General features: G+C 73.4%; 24 protein-coding genes. 14 read left to right on the plus strand and 10 right to left on the minus strand.

All coding sequences use genetic code 11. The features are described 5' to 3' along the window. The 4 genes from EAO76_RS20875 to EAO76_RS20890 form a co-directional block, all read left to right on the plus strand. On the plus strand, positions 1–1689 hold a 1689-nt coding region (locus tag EAO76_RS20875), incomplete at its 5' end, for an ABC transporter substrate-binding protein (RefSeq protein WP_222872188.1). Next, complete coding sequence (locus EAO76_RS20880; protein ID WP_148837472.1) at positions 1689–2642, plus strand: ABC transporter permease; 954 nt, start codon at positions 1689–1691, stop codon at positions 2640–2642. The genes EAO76_RS20875 and EAO76_RS20880, both read left to right, overlap by 1 nt. Continuing rightward, entirely contained in the window at positions 2639–3493 is an 855-nt protein-coding gene (locus EAO76_RS20885) for an ABC transporter permease (RefSeq protein WP_148837473.1), read from the plus strand. Before EAO76_RS20880 ends, EAO76_RS20885 begins: the two co-directional genes overlap by 4 nt. After that, on the plus strand, positions 3490–5067 hold the full coding sequence (locus tag EAO76_RS20890; protein ID WP_148837474.1) for an ABC transporter ATP-binding protein: 1578 nt from the start codon (positions 3490–3492) through the stop codon (positions 5065–5067). Before EAO76_RS20885 ends, EAO76_RS20890 begins: the two co-directional genes overlap by 4 nt. 1 nt (position 5068) lies before the next feature. Here EAO76_RS20890 and EAO76_RS20895 read toward each other — a convergent pair whose 3' ends face one another. Then, the gene (locus EAO76_RS20895; RefSeq protein ID WP_262375626.1) at positions 5069–5872 is read right to left on the minus strand and encodes a thioesterase family protein; all 804 of its coding nucleotides are present in this window, start codon (positions 5870–5872) and stop codon (positions 5069–5071) included. A gap of 169 nt (positions 5873–6041) precedes the next feature. Continuing rightward, positions 6042–7478 (minus strand): NAD(P)/FAD-dependent oxidoreductase, encoded by a 1437-nt coding sequence (locus EAO76_RS20900; protein ID WP_187438722.1) that lies wholly within the window; start codon positions 7476–7478, stop codon positions 6042–6044. Positions 7479–7593: 115 nt separating this feature from the next. On the opposite strand from EAO76_RS20900, the gene trxA reads away from it, so the two are divergent. Beyond that, complete coding sequence (gene trxA, locus EAO76_RS20905; protein WP_148837476.1) at positions 7594–7971, plus strand: thioredoxin; 378 nt, start codon at positions 7594–7596, stop codon at positions 7969–7971. A 183-nt stretch (positions 7972–8154) separates the two neighbouring features. Here trxA and EAO76_RS20910 read toward each other — a convergent pair whose 3' ends face one another. Continuing rightward, positions 8155–8436, minus strand: a complete 282-nt coding sequence (locus tag EAO76_RS20910) for a hypothetical protein (RefSeq protein ID WP_316248360.1) — start codon at positions 8434–8436, stop codon at positions 8155–8157. Between the two features lie 79 nt (positions 8437–8515). Continuing rightward, complete coding sequence (locus tag EAO76_RS20915) at positions 8516–9538, minus strand: LacI family DNA-binding transcriptional regulator (protein ID WP_148837478.1); 1023 nt, start codon at positions 9536–9538, stop codon at positions 8516–8518. Positions 9539–9695: 157 nt separating this feature from the next. On the opposite strand from EAO76_RS20915, the gene EAO76_RS20920 reads away from it, so the two are divergent. Beyond that, positions 9696–10163, plus strand: a complete 468-nt coding sequence (locus EAO76_RS20920; RefSeq protein ID WP_148837479.1) for a type II toxin-antitoxin system PemK/MazF family toxin — start codon at positions 9696–9698, stop codon at positions 10161–10163. Positions 10164–10197: 34 nt separating this feature from the next. Here the strand turns inward: EAO76_RS20920 and EAO76_RS20925 are convergent, their stop codons facing one another. After that, on the minus strand, positions 10198–11034 hold the full coding sequence (locus EAO76_RS20925) for a TIGR02452 family protein (protein ID WP_148837480.1): 837 nt from the start codon (positions 11032–11034) through the stop codon (positions 10198–10200). 148 nt (positions 11035–11182) lie between these two features. Here EAO76_RS20925 and egtA point away from each other — a divergent pair, with 148 nt between their 5' ends. The 4 genes from egtA to egtD are packed head-to-tail and all read left to right on the plus strand — an operon-like array spanning position 11183 to position 15571. Next, positions 11183–12502: an ergothioneine biosynthesis glutamate--cysteine ligase EgtA gene (gene egtA / locus EAO76_RS20930; protein ID WP_148837481.1), complete on the plus strand. Its 1320-nt coding sequence runs from the start codon at positions 11183–11185 to the stop codon at positions 12500–12502. Beyond that, complete coding sequence (egtB, locus tag EAO76_RS20935; RefSeq protein WP_148837482.1) at positions 12499–13842, plus strand: ergothioneine biosynthesis protein EgtB; 1344 nt, start codon at positions 12499–12501, stop codon at positions 13840–13842. The genes egtA and egtB overlap by 4 nt, the downstream gene beginning before the upstream one ends. After that, on the plus strand, positions 13842–14597 hold the full coding sequence (gene egtC / locus EAO76_RS20940) for an ergothioneine biosynthesis protein EgtC (RefSeq protein WP_148837483.1): 756 nt from the start codon (positions 13842–13844) through the stop codon (positions 14595–14597). Before egtB ends, egtC begins: the two co-directional genes overlap by 1 nt. Next, positions 14594–15571, plus strand: a complete 978-nt coding sequence (gene egtD / locus EAO76_RS20945) for an L-histidine N(alpha)-methyltransferase (RefSeq protein WP_148837484.1) — start codon at positions 14594–14596, stop codon at positions 15569–15571. The genes egtC and egtD overlap by 4 nt, the downstream gene beginning before the upstream one ends. Positions 15572–15587: 16 nt before the next feature. Here the strand turns inward: egtD and EAO76_RS20950 are convergent, their stop codons facing one another. Beyond that, a complete protein-coding gene (locus tag EAO76_RS20950; protein ID WP_262375627.1) occupies positions 15588–16589 on the minus strand; it encodes a lysophospholipid acyltransferase family protein in 1002 nt (333 codons plus the stop codon). Continuing rightward, on the minus strand, positions 16586–17308 hold the full coding sequence (locus EAO76_RS20955; protein ID WP_148837485.1) for a GNAT family N-acetyltransferase: 723 nt from the start codon (positions 17306–17308) through the stop codon (positions 16586–16588). The genes EAO76_RS20950 and EAO76_RS20955 overlap by 4 nt, the downstream gene beginning before the upstream one ends. A gap of 87 nt (positions 17309–17395) precedes the next feature. Here EAO76_RS20955 and EAO76_RS20960 point away from each other — a divergent pair, with 87 nt between their 5' ends. Beyond that, positions 17396–17608, plus strand: coding sequence for a hypothetical protein (locus EAO76_RS20960; protein ID WP_148837486.1), 213 nt, complete (start codon positions 17396–17398; stop codon positions 17606–17608). A gap of 100 nt (positions 17609–17708) precedes the next feature. Here the strand turns inward: EAO76_RS20960 and EAO76_RS20965 are convergent, their stop codons facing one another. Beyond that, positions 17709–18965 carry an extracellular solute-binding protein gene (locus tag EAO76_RS20965; RefSeq protein ID WP_148837487.1) on the minus strand — a complete coding sequence of 419 codons (1257 nt, stop codon included), beginning with the start codon at positions 18963–18965 and terminating at the stop codon, positions 17709–17711. 201 nt (positions 18966–19166) lie between these two features. Between EAO76_RS20965 and EAO76_RS20970 the strand changes: the two genes are divergently transcribed. Then, positions 19167–19382 carry a dodecin gene (locus EAO76_RS20970; protein WP_148837488.1) on the plus strand — a complete coding sequence of 72 codons (216 nt, stop codon included), beginning with the start codon at positions 19167–19169 and terminating at the stop codon, positions 19380–19382. A 118-nt stretch (positions 19383–19500) separates the two neighbouring features. Here the strand turns inward: EAO76_RS20970 and EAO76_RS20975 are convergent, their stop codons facing one another. Next, on the minus strand, positions 19501–19989 hold the full coding sequence (locus EAO76_RS20975; RefSeq protein ID WP_148837489.1) for a hypothetical protein: 489 nt from the start codon (positions 19987–19989) through the stop codon (positions 19501–19503). A gap of 12 nt (positions 19990–20001) precedes the next feature. After that, positions 20002–21081, minus strand: coding sequence for a hypothetical protein (locus tag EAO76_RS20980; protein ID WP_148837490.1), 1080 nt, complete (start codon positions 21079–21081; stop codon positions 20002–20004). Between the two features lie 256 nt (positions 21082–21337). On the opposite strand from EAO76_RS20980, the gene EAO76_RS20985 reads away from it, so the two are divergent. Both EAO76_RS20985 and EAO76_RS20990 read left to right on the plus strand, forming a co-directional pair. Continuing rightward, positions 21338–22708 (plus strand): polysaccharide pyruvyl transferase family protein, encoded by a 1371-nt coding sequence (locus EAO76_RS20985; protein WP_148837491.1) that lies wholly within the window; start codon positions 21338–21340, stop codon positions 22706–22708. A gap of 239 nt (positions 22709–22947) precedes the next feature. Continuing rightward, positions 22948–25371, plus strand: coding sequence for an excinuclease ABC subunit UvrA (locus EAO76_RS20990; protein ID WP_148837492.1), 2424 nt, complete (start codon positions 22948–22950; stop codon positions 25369–25371). The last annotated feature ends 226 nt before the right edge of the window (positions 25372–25597 follow it).

Raw genomic sequence — 25597 nt, forward strand, 5'->3', positions numbered from 1 at the left:
CCCCTCCCGTATCCCTTCTCCGAACGGAGCCCCGCCGTGCCCACTCGCCGGTCCTTCCTCCTGCTGTCCGCCGGTGCCCTGACCGCCGCCGGCCTCACCGCCTGCTCCTCCGGCGTCGCGGCCGACTCCGCCCCGGGCACGGGCGGCACCCCGCGCGACGGCGGGACGCTCACCTTCGCCACCGACGTCGAGCCCGACAACTTCGACCCGCACGTGTCCCCGGCCGACATCGTGGGGGTGCTGATGCGCAATGTCTTCGACTCCCTGGTGGCGCAGCGCGAGGACGGCGGGTTCGAACCGTGGCTGGCGAAGGAGTGGAAGGTGTCGGACGACGGCCGCGCCTACACCTTCCGGCTCCGCGACGACGTCCGGTTCACCGACGGCACCCCCTTCGACGCGGCGGCCGTGCGGGCGAACTTCGACCGCGTCGTCGCCCCGGCCACCAAGTCCCAGTACGCGGCCACGCTCATCGGCCCGTACGAGCGCACGGACGTGGTGGACAGGCACACGGTGACGGTCCGGCTGAAGAAGCCGTACGCCTCGTTCCTGCACGCCGTCTCGACGACGTACCTGGGCTTCCACTCCCCGAAGGCGCTGCGCGACCGCCCCGGCGAACTGGCCGCGGGCGGCCCGGCGTCGGTCGGCACGGGCGCGTTCACCTTCGTGTCCCGGGTCAAGGGCCAGCGGCTCGTCCTGGCCCGCAACGAGGACTACGCCTGGGCCCCGGCGTCGGCGCGGAACGACGGGCCCGCCCATCTGGAGCGGCTGGTCGTCACCTTCCTGCCCGAGAACGCGACCCGGGTCGGCTCGGTGACCTCCGGCCAGGCGGACGTCGCCGACGCCCTGCCCGCCAACCGGGTCGCCTCGCTGAAGTCGCAGCCGGGCCTGACGATCAGCGGCCACGACTCGCCCGGCATCGTCTACTCGTACTTCCTCAACACCGGGCGCGCCCCGCTCGACCGGCTCGACGCCCGGCTCGCCGTGCTGCACGCCGTCGACACGGAGGCGATCACGAAGGCGGTCTTCTCCGGGCAGTACCGGCGGGCCTGGGGCCCGCTCAGCCCGTCCACGCCCGGCTACTCCGCGGCCGTCGAGAACACCTGGAAGCACGACCCGGCCAGAGCCGGGGCGCTGCTCGACGGGCTCGGCTGGACCGGCCGGGACTCCGACGGGTACCGGACCAAGGACGGCAGGAGGTTCCGGCTGACGCTGCTGTACGTCCCGGCGTACACCAAGCCCGAGCGGCGCACGTTCGACACCGCGGTCCAGGACGCCCTGAAGAAGGTGGGGGTCGAACTGGTCCTCGAACCGCTGGACGCGGGCGGTTACACCCCGGTGCGCGACCGGGGCGACTACGACGTCATCGCCTTCGCCTGGGGCGGCTCGGACCCGGATCTGCTGCGCACGGTCTTCCATTCGGGAAGTCAGCTCGCCGACGGCGGGGCGAACGGCTCCCGGCTGCACGACCCGCGCATCGACGGCTGGCTGGACGCGGCGACGGCGACCGTCTCGCGCGAGGAGCGCTGGGCGCTGTACGCGAAGGTGCAGCAGCGGGTCGTGTCCCAGGGGTACGCGCTGCCCGCGTTCGTCGGCACGCGTCAGCTGGGCATCCGCGGCCGGGCTCACGACGTGGCGTTCGACGCCTCGGCGTGGCCGCTGTTCCAGGGCGCGTGGGTGGACGCCGACTGATGTCCACGATCCATCGATGGGCGCTGCCCGTGGCGCGCCGGCTCGGTGCCGGGGTGGTGGTGCTGTGGGGTGCGGCCACCGTGTCGTTCCTGGTGCTGCACCTGGTTCCGGGCGACGTGGTGGACACCGTGCTCGGTCCCTCGACGGCCGCGACGCCCGAGCTGCGCGAGCGGATCCGGGCCGACTACGGGCTCGACGATCCGCTGTTGGTGCAGTACCTGCGGCAACTGGCCGGTCTGCTGACCGGGGACCTGGGCCGCTCGTACCAACTGGGCCTGCCGGTCGGCGACGTGCTGGCGGGCCAGATCGGGCCGACGGTGGAACTGGCGCTGGCGGCGACGGTGCCGGCGCTGCTCATCGCGTTCGTGGCGGCCGTCGCGACCGCGGGCCGCGGCCGGGTCGCCCGTGCGGTGGTCTCCGGGCTGGAGCTGCTCGCCGTGTCCGTGCCGTCGTACTGGCTCGGCATCCTGGCGCTCACGTTCCTGTCGTACCGCTTCCGGCTGCTGCCCGCCGCGGGCGACCAGGGGCCGGCGGCGCTGATCCTGCCCGCGCTGACCCTCGCCCTGCCGATCGGCGGGGTGCTGGCCCGGGTCGTGCGGCAGGAGCTCGACGAGGCGCTCGCCAGGCCGTTCGCGCTGACGGCGCGGGCGCGGGGCGCGAGCGAACGGACGGTGCTGCTGCGGCACACCCTGCGGCACGCGGCACTGCCGGTGGCCACGCTGTCCGGCTGGATCGTCGGCAGCCTGCTGGGCGGGGCGGTGCTCACCGAGACGGTGTTCGCCCGGCCGGGTCTGGGCCGGGTGCTGGTGACCGCGGTGACGTCGAAGGACGTGCCCGTGGTGACCGCGCTGGTGCTGTTGTCCGCGGCGGCGTTCGTCGTGGTGAATCTGCTGGTGGATCTCGCCTATCTGGTGATCGATCCCCGGCTGCGCACGGAAGGGGCGAGCGTATGAGCACGGTCGCGCGGACCCGGGGCGGGCTCGTGGCCCGGTGGGAGGGACGGCGCGTGGCCCCGGTGGTCGCCGCCGCGGTGCTGGCGCTGCTTGCGGTGGCGGTGTTCTTCCCCGGGCTGCTCGCCCCGCACCCGCCGAACGACACGGATGTGGTCGCGGCGTTCCGGCCGCCCGGCGGGGCGCACCCGTTCGGGACGGACGAGTTGGGGCGCGACGTGCTGTCCCGGGTGGTGTACGGGGCGCGCCCGTCGCTGACGATCGGGCTCGGCGCGACGGCGCTCGGGGTGCTGGCCGGGCTCGTCGTGGGGCTGGTGGCGGCGACCGGCCCGCGTCCGGTCGACCGGACGCTGATGCGGGGCCTGGACGTGCTGCTGGCCTTCCCCGAACTGCTGCTGGCCCTGCTGGTGGTGACGGTCGTCGGCTCGGGCACGGCGAATGTGCTGGTGGCGATCGGGATCGCGGCCGTTCCCACATACGCGCGGCTGGTGCGGGGCCAGGCGCTGCTGGTGGCCGGTTCGGACTTCGCGGAGGCGGCGAAGGTGCTGGGGGTGCGGCGGCCGGTGATCGTGCTGCGGCACGTGCTGCCCAATGTGACGGGGCCGCTGCTGGTCCTGGCCACCATCGGCACCGGTACGGCGGTGATCTCCGGTTCGGCGCTGGGCTTCCTGGGCCTGGGCACGCCGCCGCCCGCCGCGGAGTGGGGGTCGATGCTGTCGGACGGGCGGGAGTTCCTGGCGACGGCGTGGTGGACGGCCACCTTCCCCGGGCTGGCGATCGTCGTGGTGGTGCTGTCGGTGACGGTGCTGGGGCGTTCGCTGCGCCCCGGTGGACCGAAGGGAGTCGGGGCATGAGCGAGTTGCTGGCCGTCGAGGGGCTCCAGGTGCGTTTCGGGCCCGGTACCGGCGGTACGGGCGCGGTGCACGCCGTGCGGGACGTCGGGTTCTCCGTCGCCGCCGGTGAGTGCCTGGCCCTGGTCGGGGAGTCGGGGTCGGGCAAGAGCACGGTGGCGCGCGCCCTGCTCGGGCTCGCCGGGGCCGGGGCGCGGACGAGTGCGCGGACGCTGCGGGTGGCCGGGCGGGACGCGACGGGGTTCCGGGCGCGCGACTGGCGCGGTGTGCGGGGCCGGGTCGTCGGGCTGGTCGCGCAGGACGCGCTGGTGTCGCTGGATCCGTTGCGCCGGATCGGGGCCGAGGTCGCGGAGCCGATGCGGCTGCACCGCACGGTGGACCGGTCGCTGATCGGCGCGCGCGTCGTCGAGTTGCTGCGCCGGGTGGGCGTCCCCGACCCTCAGGCGCGGGCGGCGCAGTATCCGCACGAGCTCTCCGGCGGTCTGCGCCAGCGGGCGCTGATCGCCTCGGCGCTGGCCGCCGGTCCGGGGCTGCTGATCGCGGACGAGCCGACCACCGCGCTGGACGTGACCGTGCAGGCCCAGATCCTCGATCTGCTGGCCGGGGCGAAGGAGGAGGGGACCGGGCTGCTGCTGATCAGTCACGACCTCGGGGTGGTGGCCCGGATCGCGGACCGCACGGCGGTGCTGCGGGAGGGTTCGGTCGTGGAGACGGGGCCGACGCCCGGACTGCTCGCCGCGCCCCGGCACCCGTACACCCGGGCCCTGTTGGAGGCGTCGGTGCTGCGTGCCCCGGTGCGGGCGCCGCTGCGGACCGGGACCGTGCTGGAGGTGGACTCGGTGTCACTGGCGTACGGGGCCCGCACGGCGGTCCGCGACGTGTCCTTCGTGCTGCGCGCGGGCGAGACGGTGGGGCTGGTCGGTGAGTCGGGCTCCGGCAAGAGCACCGTGGCCCGGCTGGCGACCGGGCTGCTGCGGCCCCGCGCCGGTCGGGTCCGGCTGGGCGGGGAGCCCTGGTCGGAGCTGCCCGAACGGCTCCGCCGGCCGCGCCGCAGCCGTATCCAGCTGATCCAGCAGGACCCGTACGGCGCGTTCGACCCGAGGTTCACGGTGTCCTGGATCATCGCGGAGGGCATCCCCCGGCACGAGGACCGGGCCGCCCGCACGCTCGAACTCCTGGGCCTGGTGGGGCTCGGCCCCGAGCATCTGCGCCGCCGCCCCGACCAGCTCTCCGGCGGCCAGCGCCAGCGGGTCGCCATCGCCCGCGCCCTCGCCCCGTCCCCCGCCGTCCTGGTGTGCGACGAGCCGGTCTCGGCGCTGGACGCGTCGGTGCAGGCGCAGATCCTCGACCTGCTGGACGACCTGAGGCAACGCCTGGGAACGGCCCTGCTGTTCGTCTCGCACGATCTGGCGGTGGTCCGGCGGATGAGTCACCGGGTGCTGGTGATGAAGGACGCGGAGGTGGTGGAGGAGGGCACGGCCGAGGAGGTGTTCGACGCGCCGCGGCATCCGTACACGAAGTCGCTGCTCGCGGCCGTCCTCACCCCCGGTACGAATGCCGCTCCGGCCGTCCGGTGACTCAGTCGTGCGCCGCCGGGCGGACGGTGAGGATCTGTTCGGCGTGGCCGACGGGCCCGTCGACGTCGTGGAGGACGCTGCTGGTGCGCCCCTGTCCCGTCGGGCCGAAGGTGACCGTGGTGTCCAGCCCGGTCCAGGGGCCCCGGGGCCTGCGGTGCAGATGGATCGTCAGGTCGAGGTTGGGGAACACCCACTTCTCGGGGTCCTGCTGCACGGCGATGCCGTTCGCGGTGTCCACGAGCGCGACGTACGAGGCCAGGGCGCTGCTCGGTTCGCCCGCCACCAGGTCGAGGCGCGAGGAGATCCAGGCCGCCGTGCGGCCCCTGCGGGACGGGGGCAGCCGGCGGACGTCGATGGAGGAGACGTAGCCGCCGTCCCACTCCTCGTCCATCGCCCAGGGGGTGAGCTCCTCCGGCGCGGGGAGCCGCTCGTGGGGGCTGTCGGCCACGGACGAGGTGTCCTGGGAGGACAGCAGCCAGGCGCGGGCGCGGACGACCGGGCGGTCGCCGATGACCACGGTCGCCTCCAGGAGCTCGATGGTCCGGCCGGGGCGGACGGTCTCCACGGTGATCTCGCACTCGTCGAGGGCGATGCGGCCGAGGATGTCGTAACTGATCCTCGAAAGGACCAGGTTCCCGGGGCGCTCGGCGAGGTGCTCCTCGATCTCGTGCGCGACGAGCCCCGCGAGCGGGCTGAAGTGTTGTTCGTCGGTGCTCCACGCGCCGCCCGCGTGGACCGTGGGCCGGTAACGGCCCGCGCCCGTCCGCTCGTAGTAGCTCTCGGGCCCGGCGTCACTGGTGCTCACGGAATTCGTCTCCTCGGGTCGGGCGGGTGCTCGCGGTGATAGGTGCATCAGTCACGCATCGTAGGAAGCGGCGTGGCCACCAGTCATCATGATCTACCGCACACCAGGTCGGACGGGGGGCCACCGCTGCCGCCCGGCCCCGGTGGCCCCCCGTCCCGCCCGTTCGCGCTCAGCCCCGGTACGCCTCCAGCAGGCGCAGCCACACCTCGCTGATCGTCGGGTAGGCCGGGACCGCGTGCCACAGCCGGTCGATGGGGACCTCGCCGGCGACCGCGACCGTCGCCGAGTGCAGCAGTTCGCCGATGCCCGGACCGACGAAGGTGACGCCGAGCAGGATCTCCCGGTCGAGGTCCACGACCATGCGGGCGCGGCCCCGGTAGCCCTCCGCGTACAGGCCCGCCCCCGCCACCGCGGCGAGGTCCTGGTCGACGGCGCGGACCCGGTGGCCGGCCCGTTCGGCCTCGGCGAGGGTGAGGCCCACCGAGGCGGCCTCCGGGTCGGTGAAGACGACCTGGGGAACGGCCGCGTGGTCGGCGGTGGCGGCGTGGGCGCCCCAGGGACCGGTCCTTGCCGGGGCCCCGGTGGCGCGGGCGGCGATCGCGGCGCCCGCGACGCGTGCCTGGTACTTGCCCTGGTGGGTGAGGAGCGCCCGGTGGTTGACGTCGCCGACGGCGTAGAGCCAGGTGGTGCCGTCGACGCGGCAGCTGTCGTCGACGGTGAGCCAGGAGCCGGGTTCCAGACCCACCGTCTCCAGGCCGAGGTCGTCGGTGCGCGGGGCCCGGCCGGTGGCGAAGAGGATCTCGTCGGCCTCGACGCTCGTGCCGTCGTCGAGTTCCACGAGGACCGGGCCGTCCGGCACCGTGCGCCGCACGGAGGTCGCCGAGACCCCGGTGCGGATGTCGGCACCCGCCTCCGTCAGGGCGCGGGCGACCAGTTCGCCCGCGAAGGGCTCCATCCTCGGCAGGATTCCGGTGCCGCGGACCAGCATCGTCACCCGGGCGCCGAGGGCCTGCCAGACGGTGGCCATCTCCACCCCGACCACGCCGCCGCCGACGATCACGAGGCGGCCGGGCACCTTCTTGGCGCTCGTCGCCTCCCTGCTGGTCCAGGGGCGGGCCCCGTCGATGCCGGGCAGGTCGGGGACGACGGCCCGGCTGCCGGTGCAGACGGCGACGGCGTGCCGGGCGGTGAGCCGGTGTTCCGTGCCGTCGGGGGCGGTGACCAGGACCGTTCGCTCACCGGTGAGCCGGCCACGGCCCCGGTGGAGGTCCGCGCCGATGCCCTCCAGCCAGGCGACCTGGCCGTCGTCCTTCCAGTGCGAGGCGTACGCGTCGCGGTGGGCGAGCACCGCCGCCGTGTCGAGCGGCCCCCGCACGGAGTCGGCGAGGCCGGGGACGCGGCGGGCGTCGGCGCGGGCGACGACGGGGCGCAGCAGCGCCTTGCTGGGCATGCAGGCCCAGTAGGAGCATTCGCCGCCGACGAGTTCCGACTCGACGACCGCCGTGCTCAGTCCGGCGGCGCGGGCCCGGTCGGCGACGTTCTCGCCGACCGGACCGGCTCCGATCACCACGACGTCGTACTCGGCGTTCAGGGAGGGATCAGTCATGGGGACAGTCTGCTGGTGGGTGTGGGCGGTGGCCACACGGGCAGGTGGAATAGCGCATGCACGGGCACCGTTGTGCCGGACAGGTCCGAACGGGCACAGGAAGAGGTAGCGGAGTATGAGCACCATCGAGCTCACCAAGGAAAACTTCGACCAGGTCGTCAGCGGGAACGACTTCGTCCTGATCGACTTCTGGGCTTCCTGGTGCGGGCCCTGCCGGCAGTTCGCGCCGGTCTACGACGCGGCGTCGGAGCGCCATGACGACCTGGTCTTCGCCAAGGTCGACACGGAGGCCCAGCCGGAGCTGGCGGCGGCCTTCGAGATCAGCTCCATTCCCACCCTGATGATCGTCCGGGAGAACGTGGCGGTGTTCGCGCAGCCCGGTGCGCTGCCCCCGGCGGCGCTGGAGGACGTGATCGGGCAGGCCCGGAAGCTGGACATGGACGAGGTCCGCAAGTCCATCGAGGAGCAGCAGAAGGGGCAGAAGGGGCAGTAGCGGGTTCCGCACACCCCTGGCGGGGTCCGGCCGGTCGGCGGTTCGCGACGGGCCGGGCCCCTGCCGTGTCCGCGTCCGGGCTCGTTGCCGCGTCCGGACTCCCGGCGCCGTCGGCCCCGGGCGCCGGGCGTGTGCCACCGGCGCCCGGCCCGTCCGGGGCCGGCGGTCCGGGCGCCGGACGGTTCAGGCGTCGGCGCCCGTCTCGGCGTTCTTCTCCCCGACCCTCGCCGAGAGCCCGTAGGCCAGTTCGGCGCCGTCGACGAGCAGGGCCTCGACCGCGTGCGTGGCGGGGTCGATGTCCGCCACGATGCCTTCGCCCGCGTACCGCGGGTAGCCCGACGCGCCCGTCTCGCCGGTGGCCGAGACGGTCGCCGAGCGGATCGGACCGCCCGGCTCGGCGTCGTCGTCGCCCTCCCCGGTGAATCCGGGGACGAGCAGGATCTCGTAGCTCTGCGGATGACTCATGGTCATGACGCTAGGCACGTGGTGCGCGGACCGCACGTCGCGGCGGTGCCGCGGGCCGCGGTCCGGGTGTTCCGGCGGTTCAGCTGGACTCGCGGTGGATCGCCCCGGCGCGCAGCAGGTCGTGGTGCTCGGGGGTCCCGCCGGGCTGTCGCACCAGCCGGTCGACGAGGTCCGCCAGCGGCTGTGCCGTGGCCAGTTCCAGGCGTACGGTGCTGAGGCGGGGCCGCAGCAGTCTGCCCAGCATCAGGTCGTCGGCGCCGACCACGGCGGCCTCGCCCGGCACGTCGACGCCCGCGTCCTGAAGGGCGCGCATCAGGAGCATCGCGTACTCGTCGTTGTAGGCGAACACGGCGTCCAGGTCCAGGGCGTGCCAGCGGGCCGCGAGCCGGGCGGCCGCTTCCTCGTCGTACCGCAGCGGCAGCGGTTCGATCCGGGCGTCGCCACCCCGTGCGGCCTGTCTGGCTCCGGCCAGCCGGGGTTCGGAGAACGGGACGAGACCCGCCTCCTCCGGCATGACCACGCCGATGTTCCGCCGGCCGCGCTCCAGCAGGTGTCCGACCGCGCAGTTGCCGACCCTTCGCTGGTCCATGACCAGTGCGTGGGCGCCGGGTACCGGCTGCGGACCGAGGGTGATCACGGCTCGGGCCCCGGAGCGGCCGAGCACGGATATGCCCTGCGGGGTGAGGGAGATCGTGCTGGGGGCGATGACGGCGACGGGGCGGAGTTCGGCCCAGGCGCGGGGCACGTCCTCGGGGGCGAGTCCGGTGCTGCCGTACTGGACCACGGTGTAGTCGAGGCGGCGCAGCCCGGATTCCAGTTCGTGGAAGAACCGGTGCTGGAGCGGGCCGGCCGGGAAGTTCGCGGTGGGCAGCAGCACCATGCGGGTGTGTCCGGCGCGCAGGCTGCGGGCGGCGGCGTGCGGCACGTAGCCCAGGTCGGTGGCCGCCTCCCTGACCCGGCGGCGGGTGGATTCGCTGATCCGTACGGTCGCGTTGTTGTTCAGCACGTACGACACGGTGGCCCGGGAGACACCTGCGAGCCGTGCGACGTCGGCGCTGGTGGGAACGGGGCGTGGGGCGGGTTGGTTCGGTAACTGGCTCATGGCGTCGGGCAGTCTTCCAGACCCGCGCGGCGGGTGTGCGGTCGGCCCGTCGGCGCCGGGCGGGGGCGCCGTGCGCCGGGTGGCCGCCGTCCGGCGCGCGACCCGGCCCACCGGCCCCTTTCCCCGTGACGGGCCGCGCAGGTCCTACGGTGTGGGGATGACCATCCAGCACCGTGACGACCGCGTCACCCACCCGGACGACTTCCCCGGCCGCACCGGCCCGGCCGCCACCCGTGAGGCCGACCCGCGCGACGTGGGCCCGGTCCGCACCTCGTACGCCCCCGACCGGGACGGCGACCCCGACCCCGGCGAGATCGTCTGGACCTGGGTTCCGTTCGAGGAGGGGGACGGGCGCGGCAAGGACCGTCCGGTCCTGGTGGTGGCCCGTGAGGAGGCGGGCACCCTGCTCGCCGTGCAGCTGTCCAGCAAGCAGCACGACCGGGACCACGAGTGGGTGGCGCTGGGGGCCGGGCCGTGGGACGGCTCGGGCCGTCCGTCGTGGGCCGATCTGGACCGGGTCCTGCGGGTCCACGAGGACGGGATGCGGCGGGAGGCGTGCGCGCTGGACCGGAACAGGTTCGATCTGGTCGCCGGGCGGCTGCGGGAGCGCTACGGCTGGAGCTGATCCACCACCGGGACCGTTCTGCCGCCGGACCGGTCTACGGCCGGGGCCGGTCACCGAACACACGATCGAAGGCGGCCCGGGTGGCGGATTCGGGGTTCCGGTCGAGGATGCCGAAGACGATCTGCTCGAAGTGCCCGGAGAACCTGCCGCCGTCCAGGAGCAGCGCCCGGAACGCACCGGCCACCTCCGCCGGGTCGTTGCGGAACACACCGCAGCCCCAGGCGCCCAGCACCAGTCTGCGGTACCCCCGCACCGCCGCCACCTCCAGCACCCGCTCGGCCCGGGAGGCGAGCGCGGCGGGGATGCGGTGGGCCTCCTCGGGGGCGCTGCTGCGGATGACTCCGGCGTTGGGCGCCGGTGAGGTGAGGAAACCGACGGTGTACGGGGTGTCGAGCAGCGTGCCCCGGTCGTCGCGGAACACCGGTACGCCGGGTGAGTGGATCACCCGGTCGGTGTAGAAGGCGCTGCGTTCGGCGCGGTGGTGGGCGTAGTGGTCGGGCGCGCGCAGCAGGGTGGCGTACAGGGCGGAGCCGCGGCACAGGGCCTCCTCCTGGGCCTGTGCGCCGTTGAGGTAGCCACCGCCGGGGTTGCGGGCGGAGGCGTAGTTCAGGACGGCGACCTTGCCGGGGCCCTCGGTGGTCATCCGGTGGGCCGCCCGCAGGCTGCTCTCGTCGGTGACCTCGACGACGGGCGTGCGGTCGGAGTCGAGCACCGCGACCGGCACCGGCTCCGGACCGTACAGCCTGGTTCCCGAGAGCGCGGCGGTCAGGGCGCGTTCGATGCTCACCTCCCGCCCGTCCCCGGTGCGGTAGCGGCCGGCCCGGACGATGGCCTCGGTCTCACGCGCGATGCCGCGCAGGCGGGCGCTCATCGGTACTCCCCCATGTGGTGCATACGGGGCATGCTCGTCGCCGCCGCGATGCGGGCGCAACCGGTTTTCCGGCGCGCGGGGGCGCCCTTGTGCGATCCATCCGCAGGGGTTTGGGTGGTACGGAGGCACTCGGAAAGGAGGCCCCGGCATGTCGTCCGACACACCCGGAGAACACGGTCCGCCCGGCCAGTCCCCGCCCCTCGGCGAGGGCGAGGCGGAGGACTTACTGCGTTGCATCTGCTTCAAGACGGGCCCGCCCCGCAGGGTCGGTGTCGAACTCGAATGGCTCATTCACGACCGCGATCGACCCCGCGTCCCCGTCTCCCCCGACCGTCTCGACGCGGCGGCCGCCGCACTGCGGGCCCTGCCCCTGAACGCGGCGCTCACCTTCGAACCCGGCGGCCAGCTGGAACTCAGTTCGCTCCCCGCCGATTCCCTGATGGCGTGCATCGACGCCACCACCGTCGATCTCACCGCGGTGCGTGACGCCCTGGACCGGGCGGGCCTCGCCCCGGTGGGGCTGGGCGTCGACCCGTGGCACTCCCCGCGCCGGCTGCTGCGCGAACCCCGTTACGACGCCATGGAGGCCGCCTTCGACCGGTCGGGGCCGGCCGGCCGCGCCATGATGTGCACCAGCGCGTCCGTCCAGGTCTGTCTGGACGCCGGTACGGAGGAGCCGGGGCCGCTCGGTCTCGAACGGCGCTGGCAGCTCTCCCATCTGCTGGGCGCGGTCCTGGTGGCGGTGTTCGCGAACTCGCCCTACCGGCTCGGCCGCCCGACGCCGTGGCGGTCCGCCCGGCAGTCGCTCTGGGCCGCTCTCGACCCCTGGCGTCCCCTGGCCCCGCCCGGCCTGCTGCCGCCGCGCGACGCCTGGGCCGCGCACGTCCTGGACACGCCGGTGATGTGCATCCGGGACGACACGGGCCCCTGGGCCGTGCCGGACGGGCTGACGTTCCGCGACTGGATCCGCACCGGCGCGCCGAGACCACCGGTGCGCGCGGATCTCGACTACCACATCAGCACGCTCTTCCCGCCGGTTCGCCCGCGCGGGCATCTGGAGCTCCGCATGATCGACGCGCAGCACGGTGCGGACGGGTGGCTGGTGCCGCTCGCCGTCACCACCGCCCTGTTCGACGATCCGGAGGCCGCCGAGGCGGTGTACCGCGTCGTGGAACCGCTGGCCGGGGCGGCCGGGGCACGGCCCGCGCCGTGCAATCCGCTCTGGACGGCCGCCGCCCGCAGCGGTCTGGCCGATCCCGCGCTGCGGGAGGCGGCCACCGCCTGCTTCGGGATCGCGCTGGAGGCGCTGCCCCGGCTGGGGGTCACGAAGGACGTGCTGAAGACGGTGACCGGGTTCCACGACCGGTTCACCGCACGGGGCCGGTGTCCGGCCGACGATCTTCCCGAACTGCTCGCGCCGGGCTCACCCGACCGGCCGGGCCACTGTTCCGAGGGACTGCGTTCATGACCGAATCCACCGCACCCACCGGGTCCGCCCCGCACGGGACGGACCCCGAACCGCTCCGGGAACGCGCCCTCGCCGCGCTGCTCACCGCGCGCAGACGCACCGCACTGCTCACCGACAGCGTGGACGACCGCGAACTGACGGCCCAGCACTCGCCGTTGATGTCCCCGCTGGTCTGGGACCTCGCGCACATCGGCAACCAGGAGGAGTTGTGGCTGCTGCGCGGGGTGGCCGGACGGAGCGCGATGCGTCCGGAGATCGACGGGCTGTACGACGCCTTCGAGCATCCCCGGGCGACGCGTCCGTCGCTGCCCTTGCTGGCCCCCGCCGAGGCCCGTTCGTACGCCGCCGAGGTGCGCGGCCGGGCGCTGGACGTGCTCGACGGGACCGAACTGGACGACGCCCGGCCGCTGGTGCGGTCCGGCTTCGCCTTCGGCATGATCGCCCAGCACGAACAGCAGCACGACGAAACGATGCTGATCACCCATCAGCTGCGGTCCGGGCCGGCCGTGCTGACCGCGCCGGTCCCGCCCGCACCCACCGACGCCGCGGATCTCGCGGCGGAGGTCCTGGTCCCGGGCGGCCCGTTCACCATGGGCACGTCCACCGAGCCGTGGGCGCTGGACAACGAGCGGCCGGCGCACGTGCGGGAGGTGCCGGACTTCTTCATCGACACGGCGCCGGTCACCTGCGGCGCGTACCGGGAGTTCATCGAGGACGGCGGCTACACCGAGCGGCGCTGGTGGGCGCCGGAGGGGTGGGCGATGGTCCGTGCGCACGAACTGGCGGCCCCGCTGTTCTGGCACCGGGACGCCGGGCAGTGGCTGCGCCGCCGTTTCGGCGTCACCGAAGTGGTGCCCCGGGACGAGCCGGTGGTCCACGTGAGCTGGTACGAGGCCGACGCGTTCGCCCGCTGGGCGGGGCGCCGGCTGCCCTCGGAGGCGGAGTGGGAGAAGGCCGCGCGCCACGACCCGGTGTCGGGGCGTTCGCGGCGCTATCCCTGGGGGGACGAGGACCCGACCCCCGAGCGGGCGAACCTGGGGCAGCGCCATCTGCGGCCCGCTCCCGCGGGGGCGTACGCCGCGGGCCGGTCGCCGCTCGGCGTGGGGCAGTTGATCGGTGACGTGTGGGAGTGGACGTCGAGCGACTTCCTGCCCCACCCCGGTTTCGTGGCGTTCCCGTACCGCGAGTACTCCGAGGTGTTCTTCGGCCCCGCCCACAAGGTGCTGCGCGGCGGTTCGTTCGCCGTGGACCCGGTGGCGTGCCGGGGGACGTTCCGCAACTGGGACCTGCCGGTGCGGCGCCAGATCTTCTCCGGTTTCCGTACTGCCAGGGATGCGTGATGTGCCGTCATATTGCTTACCTGGGGCCGTCGGTGGCCCTGGGGGAAGTGCTGACCGAGCCGCCCCACTCACTCGTGCGCCAGTCCTGGGCGCCGCGCCTGCAGCGGTACGGGACCGTCAACGCGGACGGTTTCGGCGTCGGCTGGTACGCGGAGGGCGATCCGGTGCCGGGCCGCTACCGGCGGCCGGGTCCGGTCTGGGGCGACCGTACGTTCGCCGACCTGGCCAGGGTGGTGCGCAGCACGGCGCTGCTCGCCGCCGTCCGGGACGCCACCGAGGCGGGCGACGACGGTGAGGCCGCGGCCGCGCCGTTCGCCGCCGGGCGGCTGTTGTTCAGCCACAACGGCGCGGTGCGGGGCTGGCCCCTCTCGGTGGCCCCGCTCGCCGCCGCGCTGCCGCCGGCCGAACTGCTCGCCCTCGCCGCCCGTTGCGACTCGGCCCTGGTCTGGGCCCTGGTGAGGCGCCGGCTGGCCGACGGCGACGACCTGCCGCAGGCCGTCGCCGACACGGTGCTCGACGTGGCCGCCGCGGCACCGGAGTCCCGGCTGAACCTGCTGGTCACCGACGGCACCACGATCGTGGCGACGACCTGGGGCGACACCCTGTCGTACCTCTCCGGGCCCGGCCCGCGCACGGTCGTGGCCTCGGAACCGTACGACGACGATCCGCGCTGGCGCACCGTGGCCGACCGCACGCTGCTGACGGCGACCCGTACCGACGTCCTGCTGACCCCGCTCAAGGAGCCCCTTGCGTGAGTCCCTTCCTGCTGACCCGTACCCTGCCGGTGGACGCGACGGACGCGGCGCTGCGCGCCGATGTCCTGCACGGTCTGTCCCGGCATCCGAAGACCCTGCCGCCCAAGTGGTTCTACGACGCGCGCGGCAGCGAACTGTTCGAGGAGATCACCCGGCTCCCGGAGTACTACCCGACCCGTGCCGAGCGCGAGATCCTGGTCGACCGCTCCGGGGAGATCGCCGCGGCGTCCGGGGCCCGGACCCTGATCGAGTTGGGGTCGGGGTCGTCGGAGAAGACCCGGCACCTGCTGGACGCGCTGCCCGGGCTGCACAGTTACGTACCGGTCGACGTGAGCGAGAGCGCGCTGCGCGGCGCCGCCGGGGCGCTGCTCACCGAGCGGCCCGAGCTGTCCGTGCACGCCCTGGTCGCGGATTTCACGGGGGGTCTCGCGCTGCCGGGCACTCCGGGGCCGCGGCTGGTGGCGTTCCTGGGCGGGACGATCGGCAATCTGCTTCCCGAGGAGCGCGCGGTGTTCCTGCGGTCGGTGCGGTCGCTGCTCTCCCCCGGTGACGCGCTGCTGCTCGGCACGGACCTGGTGAAGGACGAGGAGGTGCTGGTCGCCGCGTACGACGACGCGGCGGGGGTGACGGCGGAGTTCAACCGGAACGTGCTGCGGGTCGTGAACCGCGAGCTGGGCGCGGACTTCGATCCGGCCGGTTTCGACCATGTGGCGCGCTGGGATCCGGAGCGGGAGTGGATCGAGATGCGGCTGCGGGCCCGGGAGGCGCACAGCGTGAAGATCCCGGAGCTGGATCTGGTGGTGTCCTTCGAGGCGGGTGAGGAGTTGCGCACGGAGGTGTCGGCCAAGTTCCGCCGGGAGGGTGTCCGGGCGGAACTCGCCGCGGCCGGTCTGCGCCTGGACCGGTGGTGGACGGATTCGGCGGGCCGGTTCGCGCTCTCGTCGTCGACGGTGGTCCGGGAGCCCGCCGGGTGATCCCGCGTCCGCCCGGTCAGGGGCCGCCCGACAGGTCCCGGGCGAGCCGGGCCAGGGCGCGGCGGTCGGTCGGGCCGTTCGCCGGGATCGGCGGCAGGACGCTGATCTCGGCGGTCAGACCGGCCGCCGTCACCACCCGCCACAGCGAGGCGACGAGCGGATCGTCGCCGACGAACGCGGCCGCGCCGGTGTGTTCCGGCGGGGCCGCGCCCCGGTGGCCGGCCGGGTGGCCGCCCGCCGGGGCCCGACCGGCTCTCCCGGCCGGTGCGGTGCGGTAGGTGATGCGTACCGGGCGGACCGTGGCGCCGACGTCGATCGCCGCCTGGAAGGCGGCGGGCGAGAACCGGCCGCCCGGTCCGTGCCCGCACCACGTGGTGCCCTCCGGGAAGACGACCACGCGCGACCCGCCGCGCAGGGCCGCCGCGATGTCGCGCACGGTCGTGGGCAGGGCGCGCAGCCGGTCGCGTTCCACGAAGAGCGTGCCGCCGAGGACGGCGAGCGGGCCGAGCAGCGGCCAGTCGCGTATCTCGCGCTTGGCCAGCATCCGGCCGGGGAACACCGCCGCGACGAGCGGGATGTCCAGCCAGGAGATGTGGTTGGCGACGACGAGCGTGCCCGGTGGGGCGGCTGCCGCGCCGGGCGGCCCCGGTGGGCGGGGCCGCCCGGCGGCCGGTCGTGACGGTCCCGGGGCCGTTCCGGTGGGATGTGACGGGCCCGGAGACGTTCCGGTGGGGTATGACGGGGTGTCGGGGGCCTTTCCTCCGGTGGGTTCCGGCAGGCCGGTGATCCGTACGCGTACCCCGAAGGCGCGCACGACACCGTACGCCCAGCGCCGGATCAGCCACTGCCGCCGGGCCGGGCCGAGCATCAGCACGAAGGGGGCGGCGAGTGCCCCGGCCAGGACGACGGCGCCCCCGGTGAGCAGCAGGCCGGCGGCGGCCGGGCGGCCGCGTGTGCGGCCGTGGTGGGTGGCGCAGTCGCCCGGGGTGCAGGGTGCGGTGGGCAGCCAGGGGTTCATCGCAGCGGGGCGAGGGCGAGGAAGTGGCGCAGGTAGCGCGGGTCGGTGCGGCGCAGCGACAGCAGCACGTACAGGTCGGCGACGTCGAAGTCGGGGTCGTGGGCCGGCGCCCCGCACACCTGGGCGCCCAGCCGCAGGTAGCCGCGGAGCAGCGGGGGGAGCGTGGCGAGCCCGGTGCGCACGGGGCCCTCCGCCCCGGTGGGCCGCCAGAGGCGGTGCGGGGTGACCCAGTGGTCCTCGGGTGCCAGGTACTTGGTCCGTACGGTCTCCCAGGCCCCGGCCGCCGTCGCACCCCCGTCGGAGAGGGGGATGGAGCAGCAGCCCGCCAGCCAGTTGTGGCCGGTGCGTTCCATGTAGCGGGCGAGTCCGGCCCAGACCAGCGCGATGACGGCGCCGTCGCGGTGGGCCGGGTGGACGCAGGACCGGCCGACCTCGACCAGGTCGTCGCGGATCGGGGCGAGCCGGCCGAGGTCGAACTCGCCCTCCGCGTAGAGGCGTCCGGCGGCCCGGGCCCGGTCGGGCGGCAGCAGGCGGTAGGTGGCGACGACCTCGCCGGTGGCTTCCTCCCGTACCAGCAGGTGGTCGCAGTGGGCGTCGAACTCGTCGCTGTCCAGGCCGGGTTCGGGTTCTTCCAGCCTGGCGCCGAGCTCACCGGCGAAGACCAGGTGGCGCAGCCGCTGGGCGGCCCGGACCTCCTCCCGGTCGGTCGCGAGGGACACCCGGTAACGGGGCGGGGCCGAAGAACACCTCGGAGTACTCGCGGTACGGGAACGCCACGAAACCGGGGTGGGGCAGGAAGTGGAACGGTGGGAACGGTGGGGGCGGTGGGGAGCGGGGTGACGGGCAGCGCGTTCATGACGGGAACGGTGGGAACGGTGGGGGCGGTGGGGAGCGGGGTGACGGGCAGCGCGTTCATGACGGTCTCCGGGAACGGATCGGCAAGGGCGGCCGCCGGGCCGTCGCACTGCGGCGACGGCCCGGCCCCCTACTTCTTCCGTGACCGGCTGGATTCGACATGACCGCCATGGAGCGCCGGGATGTGCGAAGTCTGAATCCCGGGGGTGTCCGGAAGCGGTCACGCACCGGCCGCCGTGCTGCCGCGCACCGGTCGCCGTGCGGTCAGCTGCCCGCGAGCCTGGAGGTGATCTTCTCCGAGGCGGCCCTGGCCTCCCGCTCCGGGTCGCCGCCCTCCAGCACGGCCGTCATGTACGGCTTGATCGGGTTGTCGGCCTCGACGTCCGCCCACTGCGGGGAGTTGGGCGTGGCGCGTCCCCGGGTGGCGCCCTTGGCCATGGCCGCAGTGCCCTCCTGGCCCACGATGACACGGGCGAGGTCGGGCTTGTTGGGCACGTAGCTCATGGTCCTGGCGAGTTCTTCCTGCCACTTGCGGCCCGCCAGCGCCTTGACCACCTCGATGCCCGCGGACCGCTGGTCGGCGTTGTCCGGCACGATCAGGTCGGACCCGCCGATGAAGACGGAACCGGGCTCTTTCGCGGTCTTGCCCGGGATCGGGAAGTAGCCCAGTTTTCCCTTGAGTTCGGGGTTCTTCTTCTCGATCTGGGCGACGGTCCCGGGTACCGAAATGATCTGTGCGACATTGCCCTTGGCGAACACGTCGGCCTGCGGGGGCTTTTCCTCGTCCGCGTTCCTGGGTCCGTCGCCGAGCGCCTGGAGTTCCTTGTAGAAGCTCATCCCCTGCAGCGCCTCGGGGCTGTCCAGGGCACCGGCCCAGTTCCCGCCCCGTTCGTCGGCGAGTTCGCCTCCCTCGTCCCAGATGAATCCGGCGAGGACGTACCAGTTCTGGCCCGCGAGGTAGATTCCCTGATTTCCGCCGCTGTTGAGCCGTTCGCTGTCCTCGATCCACTCGTCCCGGGTCTTCGGCGGGTTCTTTATTCCGGCCTGCTCGAAGAGTTCCTTGTTGTAGATCACCACTCGATTGGCCGCGTACCAGGGGATTCCGTACTGGATTCCGTCGATGCTGCCCGGCTCGGCGAGGCCGGGGAGCCAGTCCTCGCTGCCGAGGTCCCGTACGGACTCCAGGGTGAGGTCGCGCAGACCGCCGCTCTCCGCGTACTGGGCGACCTGGGTGTTCCCGACCTCGATGACGTCCGGGGCGTCCTTGCTCCTGAGGGCCGCGGTGACCTTCGGCCCGATTCCGCTCCAGCTCTGGAACTTGAACTCCAGTTCCACGGAGGGGTGATCCTTCTGGTACGCCTCCGTGAAGCGCTTCAGGAAATCGTCGGAAACGCTGTCCTTCATCAGCCAGATCGTGACCTTCTTGCTGCCGGATGCCTCCGTCCCCGAGAGGATTCCGCATCCGCCCAGCGCAAAGGTGGAAACGAGCGCGACGGCTCCGACGAGTATGCGGTTCTTCACCAGGTTCACCTTCTGCGAAACGGCGCGACAAAATTCAGGACCCGGTGTGGGGGACTGCGGGCTGTGCTCGCACGGGTGTGGCTGGATTTTGGTATGGACCAATACTTTGGTCAAGGTCCGTTCACGGAACATTACGCCCACCGACCCCTCGCGCCCCCGGCCCGGGTGGGGCACCGTGGTAGGAACGAAAGGGGACATAAGATGTCGAACAACGTCTATCGGGTCACCGAAATCGTGGGAACCTCACATGAGGGCGTCGACGATGCCATCCGCAGGGGCGTCGCAAGAGCCTCTGAAACGTTGCACAATCTCGACTGGTTCGAGATCACCCAGGTGCGCGGCGAGATCAAGGACGGCCGGGTCGAGCACTACCAGGTGGGACTGAAGGTCGGTTTCCGGCTAGACGAGACGGGCTGACCGCGCCGCCCGCCCCGTCACCCGCCGTCCGCCCACCGGTGACGCCGGTCCGGCCGACGCGCCGTCACGCCGTCCCGTGCCCGGCCGGGCACGGGACGGGCCGGTTCCGCCGCCGGGCTCAGGTGCGGCCCTCGCGCTCCTGCGCGTCCTCCATCGCGGGCGACACCGCCATCCAGCGGGCCCGCACCACGGCGAAGCCGGCCCGCTCCGCCGCGTCGCAGACCAGTTCGTCGTCGTCGACCAGCATCCGCACCTCACGCTCCCGGCCCAGTCGCCGGAGCGTTTCCAGTTTGGTGCGCCGGGCGGGCCTGCGGTCGCCGTCGCGGCGCATGTACAGCCGCCCCTCGGGCAGGCCGTGCTCGGCCAGCCATGCCACCGTGTCCCGGCGGCACCGCTCGGGCCGGCCGGTGAGGTACCCGATCTCGCACTCCTCGGCGCTGCTCAGGGCCAGCCGTACGCCCTCGGCCAGTGGCGGGTCGTCGACGGCCGCGGAGAAGAAGCGGTTCCAGTCGCGCCGGCGGCCTTCCAGGTAGTGCTGCCGGTGGGTGCTGTCCGCGAGCGTGCCGTCCAAATCGAATACGGCCAGGGGCCGGTGGTCGTTCCTCATGCCCTCAGCACATCAGACGAGCGCGACCACCAGGAGCACCAGGACGACCACCCCGGCCACCACCGCGGCGACCCGCAGCGACCGGCGACGGGACCAGACCGGGAGCACCTGCGGACCGTCGTGCCCGGGGAAGACGTAGAAGACGTGGTCGGGGTCGTCCGGGATCTCGACGGCCGCCAGCGGAAGCCAGCCGATGTCGACGCGCCGGGCGACCTCCTGCCGCGCGGGCGCGAGGACCCCTTCGACGGCCCGTACGTGGGCGGGGTCCAGGCCGTCGGGGAGCGGGGCGTCGACCGAGGTCAGGGTGGCCCTCTCCCACGCGCCGGCACGTCCGGTCTGCTGCCGCACGCGCAGCGGCGGCGCCGGGTCCGGGAGCTTCAGCGGGCTCCACTCGGGGGCCTGCCGGACCGATCCCGCCGTCCACAGCGTGACCAGGCCCGTCCCCTCGCACGGGGTGTGCTCCGTGGACCGCTCGCCCCCGCAGGCCGGGCAGTCCCTGAAGCCGGTGTCGTCGCACCGCGGGCAGGCACGGGTGCCCCGACCCCGGCATTCCGGACAGGCGGTGCGCGGCTTGCCGCACTTCAGACAGGTGGTACGCCCCTGGGAGTTGCGCTCCCGCGCCGGACCGGCCTCCGTCCGGTCCTTGCGGCGCTCCCCCGTGCCGTCGCACCAGGTGCAGGGCTCCACCCCCTCGCAGGCCGGGCACATCGGTCCGGTTTCGCAGGGCAGTTTCCCCTTGGCCCGGCAGCGCGCGCACGGCTTGCGTCCTCCGTCGCAGCCGCAGTCCACCGTCTTCCCCGAGCCGCGGAGCACGAGTTCCACCGTCCGCGTCCGGGCCGGGTCCTTCGGCGGTTCGACCGGATGGTCGCGCAGATCGCCCTCGTACGCGGGCAGCTCCGATATGTCGTATCTGCCGGGTCTGCTCTCCGACCGGGTGGTGCGGCTCTCCAGGGAACGGACGATGCGCAGGTCGAGCATGGGGAGCCGGGCGACGTCGGCACCGGTCCGGCGCAACTGCGGACCCCGGCCGGGTCCGCCCAGATGCCGGGCGACCGCTTCGAGGATGTCGTCCTCGGACAGTGAGTCGGCCATGACGGCGCTTCCACCTCCCCGGTAGGCGCGCCCGTGCGCAGAACGCAGCGTACGGGCGGTGTCGCCGGGGGCTCAAGAGGGCCGTACGGTGTACCCCACACCGTTCCGGGAGTCCGTACACAGCGCGTGCGCGCCCGCGGAGGGACGATCACGCCCCCGCGTTCCGCCCGGGTGGCAAAAAGTTGTACAGGATGCGCGTGGAACGAGAAGCGTTTGTAAAGCTATATTCAGGTTTGTGGCATCCAACGTTAACGGTGTGAAGCGAATACTCCTGCGCTCGGGGAAGAGTCCCTACGACGCCGTCCCTGTCGAGCGCGCCCTCCATGAGGACGTGTTCGCCACCAACTCGGGCAACCTGATCTTCAGCGACGCCGCTCACAAGATCCTGGAGACGCCACGTTCGGAGGTGGCGTCGAACGGCATCGCCACCCGGGTCGCCGACGCCGGCCGGATCAACGAGGAGTACGACGTCTTCGTCGTCCCGCTCGCCAACGCCTTCCGGCCCTCCTTCGAGCGCCAGCTGGAGCGGCTGACCCAGCTCATATCGAAGCTGAAGATACCCGTCGTGGTCCCCGGCGTCGGCGCCCAGACCGGCGTCAACTACTCCGCGGACCGGCTGAAGCCCATGCAGCCCACGGTCTACGCGTTCGTCTCCGCCGTGCTCGAACACAGCGCCTCCATCGGGGTGCGCGGGGAGTTCACCGAGCGGTACCTGCGGGACATGGGCTTCCGGGACGTGGATGTCATCGGCTGCCCCTCGATGTTCCTGCACGGCGACGGCCTCACCATCCGGGAGGGCGGCGGACCGCTCGGGCCCGGGTCGCGCATCGCCGTCAACGGATCGCACGACGCGGTGCGCAAGCACAAGCTCGGGCAGATCATCGACCGCACCCACGCGCGCTACCCCCACCTCCGGTTCATCGGCCAGAACATCTCCGAGGCGCGGCAGCTGCACTGGCGCGACATGTCCCACCAGAACGCCGCGCTCACCACCATCCCCACCCACCCCGACCACCCCATGTACGGGGAGGACAAGGTCCGGGTCTACATCGACCCGACCACCTGGATGGAGGATCTGCGGGGCTTCGACTTCTCCTTCGGCTCCCGGATCCACGGCAACATCGCGGCGCTGCTGGCCGGCACACCGGCCACCGTGCTCTGCGGCGACTCCCGGACGCTGGAGCTGTGCCGCTACTTCGAGATCCCGCACCGGACGCTCTCCAAGGTCCCGGCCGACCTCGACCCCGCCGACCTCCACGCCGAGGCGGACTTCGGACCGCTGACGCGCGGTCACCGGGAGCGGTTCGACCGGTTCATGAACTTCCTCGACAAGAACGGCCTGGAGAACACCTTCACCCACGGCGACGGCGGTGCCGCCTTCGAGGCGAGGATGAGCAAGCTGGCCTTCCCGCCGGGCGTCCGGCCCTGGACCGGTACGGATGTCGCCGAGACGGCGACGCGGATGAACTGGCTCCAGTCCCAGCTCACCGAGCTCGCCACCGAGAACGCCCAGCTCCAGCGGAAGCTCGCGAAGACCTCCCTGCTGCCCTCCCAGCGCTCCACGTACCAGCGCGCCCGCAGCGCCGTGGGACGGCCCATCAAGCGCGCGCTGCGCCCCTCCCGCTGAGAACCCGGTGACGGGGCCGGTCCGGACGGGACCGGCCCCGCGACGACGGCTTCCTCCACCGCGGACGCCCGGGGCGCCCTTTCCCGCCGGCGCCCGGCGCACGACGCCCCGCGGGTGAACGAAGAACGGCGCCCCGCGGGTGAACGGAGAACGGCGCCCCCTGTCGGATGCGCCCTAGAATCGGAGTGTTTGTCCCGGGCCGCCGGGTCCGCACCCGATCCCCACGGAGAGCCGCGCGCATGTCCACCCCCCACGATCCGTACGTCCGGGTGCGCGGCGCCCGCGAGCACAACCTCCAGGACGTCTCGGTCGACATCCCGCGCGACACCCTGACCGTGTTCACCGGCGTCTCGGGGTCCGGGAAGTCCTCCCTCGCGTTCGGCACGATCTACGCCGAGGCCCAGCGCCGCTACTTCGAGTCCGTCGCCCCGTACGCCCGCCGGCTGATCCACCAGGTCGGCGCGCCCGCGGTCGGAGAGGTCACCGGGCTGCCGCCCGCCGTATCGCTGGAGCAGCGGCGTTCGACGCCCGGCGCCCGTTCGTCCGTGGGGACGGTCACGACGCTCTCCAACTCCCTGCGCATGCTGTTCTCGCGGGCCGGGGACTATCCGGCCGGTGCCGAACGGCTCGACTCCGACGCCTTCTCGCCGAACACGGCGGCCGGGGCGTGCCCGGAGTGCCACGGCCTCGGCCGGGTCCACCGCACCACCGAGGAGCTGCTCGTCCCCGACCCCTCGCTGTCGATCCGGGAGGGGGCGATCGCCGCCTGGCCCGGGGCCTGGCAGGGCAAGAACCTGCGCGACGTGCTGGACGCGCTGGGCCATGACGTCGACCGCCCGTGGCGCGAGCTCGGCGCCGGGGAACGGGAGTGGATCCTGTTCACCGACGAGCAGCCGGTGGTGACGGTGCATCCGGTGCGGGAGGCCGGACGCATCCAACGCCCTTACCAGGGCACGTACATGAGCGCCCGTCGCTATGTGATGCACACGTTCGCGGACTCCAGGAGCCGCACCCTGCGGGCCAGGGCCGAGCGGTTCCTGACCAGCGCCCGCTGCCCGGTGTGCGAGGGGGGCCGACTGCGTCCGGAGGCGCTGGCCGTCACCTTCGCCGGCCGTTCGATCGCGGAACTGGCCGGTCTGCCGCTCACCTCACTGGCCGAACTGCTGCGCACGGCGGGCGGCGACGACGCGGCGCGGGTGCTGACGGCGGACCTGCTCGCCCGGATCGGGACGGTCACCGAGCTCGGCCTCGGCTATCTCAGTCTCGACCGCACGGCCCCGACCCTGTCGTCCGGCGAACTGCAACGGCTGCGCCTGGCCACGCAGTTGCGTTCCGGACTGTTCGGTGTCGTCTACGTGCTGGACGAGCCCTCGGCCGGTCTGCACCCGGCCGACACCCTGTCGCTGCTCGGGGTGCTCGGCCGGCTGAAGGACGCCGGTAACTCGGTCTTCGTCGTGGAGCACCAGATGGACGTGGTGCGCCGGGCGGACTGGCTGGTCGACGTGGGGCCACTGGCCGGTGAGCACGGGGGCCGGGTGCTGCACAGCGGTCCCCCGGCCGGGCTGGCGAACGTGCCCGAGTCGGCCACCCGGCGCTTCCTGTTCGGCGAGGGGCCCGCCCCGGCGCGGGAAGTCCGCGAACCCACGGGCTGGCTGCGGCTGAACGGGGTCGAGCGGCACAACGTGCGGGGCGTGGACGCCGCGTTCCCGCTGGGGGTGTTCACCGCGGTCACGGGCGTCTCGGGGTCGGGGAAGTCGACCCTGGTCGGCCAGGTCCTGGCCGGGGCCCTCGCCGACCGGCAGGCCGCCGGGGCCGCGGACGCACCCGTGGAGCACCCCGTGTCCGGGTGCGCGTCGGCGCTGGGGCTGGAGGCGGTGGACCGCCTCGTCCAGGTCGACCAGAAGCCGATCGGCCGCACGCCCCGGTCCAACCTGGCCACGTACACCGGGCTCTTCGACGTCGTGCGGAAGCTGTTCGCCGGGACGGACACGGCCCGCGAGCGCGGGTACCGGGCCGGGCGGTTCTCCTTCAACGTGGCGGGCGGGCGGTGCGAGACCTGCCAGGGCGAGGGCTTCGTCTCCGTGGAGCTGCTCTTCCTGCCCAGCACGTACGCGCCCTGCCCGGACTGCCACGGCGCGCGGTACAACCCGCATACCCTGGAAGTCACCCTGCGCGGGCTCGACATCGCGCAGGTGCTGGACCTGACGGTGGAGTCGGCGGCGGGGTTCTTCGCGGACACACCGGCCGCCGCGCGCAGTCTGCGGACGCTGCTCGACGTCGGGCTCGGCTATCTGCGGCTCGGCCAGCCCGCGACGGAGCTGTCCGGCGGCGAGGCCCAGCGGATCAAGCTCGCCGCCGAACTCCAGCGCACCCGCCGGGGCCACACCCTGTACCTGCTGGACGAGCCGACGACCGGGCTGCACCCCGCCGATGTCGAGGTGCTGACGCGGCAGTTGCACGGGCTCGTCGACGCGGGCGACACGGTCGTGGTCGTGGAGCACGACATGGCGGTGGTGGCGGGTGCCGACTGGGTGATCGACCTCGGCCCCGGCGGCGGCGACCGGGGCGGCCGGATCGTGGCCGCGGGAACGCCCGCCGAGGTGGCGCGGGCGGCGGACAGCCGCACGGCCGCGTACCTCGGCGCGCACCTCGGTCCGGCCTGATCGTTCACCCTGCCGCCAACTCACCTTCCTCCACGCCGAGTTGCCGCATCGGGTAAGCAATGGGGAATGAAACGGCAAAGAACATTGACCACGAGTTGGTCCAGACCAATCATGGGCATGCCTCACGGCGGCTGCTCGCCGTGCGGCATGTGACCCCGGCCGGGACTCACAGGAACGGGCCGCGCCCCCGCACCGGGCGCGGCAGAGCCGTGCGATCCGCCCGTTG

Source organism: Streptomyces sp. sk2.1, assembly GCF_008120935.1.
In the GTDB taxonomy this organism is placed as follows: domain Bacteria; phylum Actinomycetota; class Actinomycetes; order Streptomycetales; family Streptomycetaceae; genus Streptomyces.